Genomic DNA, 5007 nt, shown 5'->3' with positions numbered 1-5007 from the left:
AAGCGTTTGTTCTTCCTCAGAAGCCAATATGAGTCCTGTGATTTCTATCGGCTCTGGATAGTAATTGAATACGTGTACACTGTCCACGCTGTGTTGAAATGCAGTCACGAAATAGGGCGGACTGCTCAGAATATAAGGCGCTTCATAGTCCGATCTCCCCTTGACCTCAGGCGTTACTTCAGCATAGGTGCTGGCTTGTAATCCCTTCCTCGCTCGAGCGGCAGTAGGGATGTTCTCTTCGAAGAATTCCTTGTCGAACCTATAACCCGGGAATTCTTGATTCAGTACCTGAGTCATACTGTCCAGATAGCTTCTATGTTCCTCCAGGTGAGAACGTAGGAATTCTGGGTCGAGGTAGCGGTCGAGTTGCTCCAGGTAGAGTGACATGAAGGCCGTGTCAACCAAGAGGTTTCTCAGGCCCATCATCCCTTCCATACGATCGAAATAGGTCTCCGGATCGAATCTCCCGATCAAGAGGTCTTTCATGAACTCATCTACCGGTGCATCGATGTATAGGTCATAGGCGATCGGCTCTACCTGCGATTGTATAGGGTTGTAGTAATAGCGCTGGTTGTGCCAAGTAGCACCGTGATAGCCCTTGGTGATGTCCATCAGGGCCATATAGCGTGCCCACTTCTCTCGATCCAGTGACTCCAATGGGCGATCCTCTATGGAATGAAAACGCTCGAGAATATCCTGGGCTACCAGGAATTGTGCAGTCTTCCCGCTATCCAGCAGCATCTTGTTCATTTTGAAAGGGACTATCCGGGCCGACTCGATCAGTGGAAGATCTTCGGCCGTTCCATGTAGGTTGGCCTCCCAGAGTTGGTCCTCTGAGAGTTTGAGTATGGGACCTTCTCTCCGGTCCCGACTCTCGACCAACTGCTTTTCAAAGTGTTCTTCATAGGCGAAGAGACCGAGGTTCTCATTGTTGAGGTAAACTGGGACGAAACCATAGCGGGTGGTCAGCACATCTTCCGACTCGAATATCTGATGGGCAAACCATTCATTCAAGAAGGAACGCGACTTCGGACTCTGTATGGAGAAAGTGCGCATGCCTTTCCAACTCCCCTCTTTCAGTTTGATCCGCAATGAGCGCTTCTTGCCTAGAAGGTGGTCCGTCCAGTCACCTTTGTAGCGCACCTTGGCCTCCTGCATATCCTCGCCATAGAAGAACAAGGCCTTTACCCAGCTCTCATCGGTCGTGCGCAGTATTCCATCTTCAATAGCCTCCTTTCTGATCTCCTCCAATTTGGCCATGTCTCCCTCATTGATATATAAATAGATACTTGGCCCTCCATAGGTGGCTTTGATCCCGGGGTCTACCTTGGAGATGGTCATGTCATCGAAATAGACAGTAGCCGTATCCGGATTCCATGCATAGATCTTGATCTCATCACTAGAGAAAGTGGGAGGCACGTAGAAATCCAGATAGAGTTTCTGCCAGCCTTCATCATCGGCTTCACCTGCAGGCGTGGCCTTGTACCAAAAATCATCTGAGGAACCGATTAGAAGGCCTTCTGGACCAGTAGATTTATAGTAAACCGAAGCGGTGAACCTATCCCCCGGTTCTGCACCTTCTACCTTGAAGGAGAACCCGAATTGCTGCTCTGAATGAAGGGCCAAGGAGTAGGTGCCTGTGCGTGATGTTTGTTCACTGCGAGATTCACCTCCAGTGAAAATGAATCTAGGGTCTTCTTCTGCTTGAAGTTTCTTGCCATCAGGGGTCAATTGCTCTGCAGAACAATTCACACTGAATCGGTCGGTATCACTGGGGGATGGCCCGCAAGACCAGAATAGGATCGAGCCGATGAGGATCAAAGAGAATGAGGTGATATGGCTACCCAAAAGGGGATGGATGAGATTCAAAACGCTGTGCAGGCCGTGAAATTAGAGAAACCCAGTGATCATACTCAATGGGTCTCGATGAGGTCTGTGATCTCCATGCTCCCATCTTCTTTCAACCAATACTGATGGATGTGAACTTCTTCATCAGTATAGTCTACGAGTAGGAGATTATCCCGATTTCCGCTGCCCAGACCTGATGCGATCAAGTGGAGGTTTTCCCGCTGATCATACATATAGGGCGAGGTGCTTTGCGTAGCTCCCAGATCCCCAGCGAAGATGTATATCTCATTCTCCAATCCGATCAATAGGGGAGATACCTCAGTCCAGAAATTGGTCTCCCCAGGGAAATGAGGTCGCCAATTGATATCGATATCTCCATAGACATCATCGGGATGCCACCAGATCAATTCATGGATGAAGAGGAATATGTTCTGGCAGGAAGTGCTGTGATCATCAAGGGTATTCTTCAAGAATCGCAATTGTTCTCCTTCGATGTTCCAGTTGCTAGGGGCTAGAATGATGAAGAGGTCATCATCCGAGATAAAGGAGCTGTAGGCCTTACCGAACCTGCGGTCGAACTCTTCTCCCTTGTCGTGATTCCCCGCTGCGATATAGATGGGCATATCGAGCGATTCAATATCCTTCATGGCTGAGTCCCAGTAGGCCTCAGTGGGTTGTACGACCACATCACCTGTCAGAAATCCCATTTCCAGTGGGGTTTCCAGTTGTATCTCCTCCAGGGCAGTCATCAGTGGAGGGTAGAGACCGTACTGAGGTGAATTGGGATTGCCGTACGCATGACCCGCAACAAAGAAGTACTTCTCATCCGGTGTATTCTCACATGAAGTAAAGCAGAGAAGAGCGATCACTGTACAGAATAGACACCAGACCTTTTTCATGCGATCCGAAGATATCTCCAATCCGTGTTCTAGAGGGAAATTCAGGAGAGTATTGTATCATTAGAGAAGGGATGAATACCTCATTGAAATATCTGGGAATCGCCTTGCTCGTACTCTGTGCCTGTGAAAAGCAAATGGAAGAGCCAGAACCTAGCTCGGACTACCGCTCAGAGTGGGTGGGGGAATACAAGGTGTGGGCCGAGTGCTTTTCCTGGATGCTCGGGGAACCTTATGAGACCACTTCCTATTGGGATACCGTGACTGTGGCCATTCTTCCGGGCAGCCAGGACTCATTGCTGATAGATGGTCAAGTTAAGATTCAGATGGATACGAGCGGCTACTTCTTCAGCAGTCCATTCCCCAGCAATTGGTATGAATTGACACTTTGGGATGATAGTATCTCCATCACTACCCATGGTGGAGGACTGGGTGGTGGCTATGGCTGTTCCAAACTCGGAGCGAAAATCCCATAAGCACTTTCAGATGGAAATGATGTCCATCTCCGACTCTTCGAGTTCCTGAGTGAGCAATCGAGGACTCACTCTTTCCTGGATAAGATCCTTGAGTTTACCGATGATATTCCTGCGGATAGCCGGTCGATGACTGACGATGCTTACCTCTCTTACGGGGATAGGGCTTCCAAAGCCACGTGTTCTCTTCTTTCTATGGGCAGGTAAGGTCTGATAGAAGAGCTCGGGTATCAGAGTAAAGCCCCCGAAGGTATCTGAGAGATTGAGCAAGGTCTCGAATGAGGAGCCGGAGAATTCCAGATGTTCGGTCCTGGATCGATCCTCTTGGATCTTGCAGAGTGTCATCGCTTGGTTTTTGAAACAATGTCCTTCTTCCAAGAGCCAGACCTTGGATGAATTGATATCCTCAGAGAGCATGAATTTCTTGTTCTCGTCCTCTACTCCATATACCATCAATGATTCATAATAGAGCACTTCTTCTTCCAAAGCAGGGTCGTGAATGGGCGTGACCAATATTCCGATATCGATACTCCCATTCTTCAATCGCGACTTGATTTCCTCTGTGGTGACCTCCATGATATCCAAGCGAAGCTCGGGATGGGCCTTGATAATGTGTTTGAGTATGATCGGGAGCAATGAATTGGCCACAGTGGGTATGACGCCCACTTTCAGTTCACCATTCAATATATGGTTGTCCTGCGCTGCAAGTGCGACCAACTCTTCTTGTCCATGCAGGATGACCTTGGCCTGCTGGATGATCAGTTGGCCCACCTCAGTAGGGAGCACAGGATGGCTACTGCGGTCGAATAGCTGAACATTCAATTCCTCTTCAAGTTTCTTGATCATGGCACTCAACGTGGCTTGAGTGACATAACAATCCTGCGCGGCTTTACCGAAATGCTGGCGCTCGGCCAAGGCTACGATATACTCTAATTGTTGAAAGTTCATGATAGACAGAATCTATCACAAGTATAAAGTAATTCGATATAATCGAACGCCCATATGTCATACCTTTAAGCGCTAGAGGAAAATCTGTATTGAACCCCCCAAAAACACGAAATCACAATGTCTGATACAAAAGATCACACCGCTGCCGAGGATAAGGCAAAGGTGTATAGCATGAACGAAGGCAATTCTGCCAAATGTCCTTTCATGCACGGAGCGCTCAAAGAAGCAGCGGGTGGAGGTACCCGGAACCGCGATTGGTGGCCCAACTCACTTAACCTGAATATTCTACGTCAGCATTCGGAGCTTTCCGATCCCATGGGAGAAGACTTCGATTATGCCAAGGAATTCAAGAAACTGGATCTGCAAGCCGTCAAACAGGATCTGTACGATCTCATGACCGATTCGCAAGACTGGTGGCCGGCCGACTATGGCCATTATGGTCCATTCTTCATCCGTATGGCCTGGCATAGTGCTGGTACCTACAGGGTAGCTGATGGCCGAGGTGGTGGAGGCAGCGGAACACAGCGTTTCGCTCCATTGAACAGCTGGCCGGATAATGGTAATCTGGACAAAGCCAGACTCTTGCTATGGCCTGTAAAGAAGAAATACGGAAAAGCCCTCTCATGGGCCGACCTGATGATCCTCGCAGGAAACTGCGCTCTAGAATCCATGGGATTCAATACCTATGGTTTTGCCGGAGGTAGGAAGGACGTATGGGAACCCGAAGAAGATATCTACTGGGGACCTGAGACCGAATGGCTCGGAGACAAGCGCTATGAAGGCGATAGAGAATTGGAGAATCCACTCGGTGCCGTTCAGATGGGATTGATCTATGTCAATCC

Annotated in this window: 5 protein-coding genes; 2 read left to right on the top strand and 3 right to left on the bottom strand. The window is 48.9% G+C overall.

Going from position 1 to position 5007, the window contains the following annotated elements:
• Both HKN79_03405 and HKN79_03400 read right to left on the bottom strand, forming a co-directional pair.
• A partial coding sequence (locus HKN79_03405; protein ID NNC82599.1) for a hypothetical protein occupies positions 1-1848 on the bottom strand: 1848 nt, incomplete at its 3' end.
• A 65-nt stretch (positions 1849-1913) separates the two neighbouring features.
• Entirely contained in the window at positions 1914-2747 is an 834-nt protein-coding gene (locus tag HKN79_03400) for a hypothetical protein (GenBank protein NNC82598.1), read from the bottom strand.
• A gap of 71 nt (positions 2748-2818) precedes the next feature.
• On the opposite strand from HKN79_03400, the gene HKN79_03395 reads away from it, so the two are divergent.
• Positions 2819-3220, top strand: coding sequence for a hypothetical protein (locus HKN79_03395; GenBank protein ID NNC82597.1), 402 nt, complete (start codon positions 2819-2821; stop codon positions 3218-3220).
• A gap of 6 nt (positions 3221-3226) precedes the next feature.
• On the opposite strand, the gene HKN79_03390 is transcribed toward HKN79_03395, so the two are convergent.
• The gene (locus HKN79_03390; protein NNC82596.1) at positions 3227-4165 is read right to left on the bottom strand and encodes a LysR family transcriptional regulator; all 939 of its coding nucleotides are present in this window, start codon (positions 4163-4165) and stop codon (positions 3227-3229) included.
• Between the two features lie 117 nt (positions 4166-4282).
• On the opposite strand from HKN79_03390, the gene HKN79_03385 reads away from it, so the two are divergent.
• The coding region (locus HKN79_03385) for a catalase-peroxidase (GenBank protein NNC82595.1) at positions 4283-5007 on the top strand (725 nt) is incomplete at its 3' end.

It is taken from the genome of Flavobacteriales bacterium, assembly GCA_013001705.1.
GTDB lineage: Bacteria > Bacteroidota > Bacteroidia > Flavobacteriales_D > JABDKJ01 > JABDLZ01.
The sequence above is the reverse complement of the archived record's forward strand: the minus strand, read 5'-3'. Positions and strand labels throughout refer to the sequence as shown.

Bases quoted from the DNA above. Each gene is read 5' to 3' on its own strand.
- HKN79_03400 (NNC82598.1), bottom strand. From the start codon at position 2,747: ATGAAAAAGGTCTGGTGTCTATTCTGTACAGTGATCGCTCTTCTCTGC.
- HKN79_03390 (NNC82596.1), bottom strand. From the start codon at position 4,165: ATGAACTTTCAACAATTAGAGTATATCGTAGCCTTGGCCGAGCGCCAG.
- HKN79_03395 (NNC82597.1), top strand. From the start codon at position 2,819: ATGAATACCTCATTGAAATATCTGGGAATCGCCTTGCTCGTACTCTGT.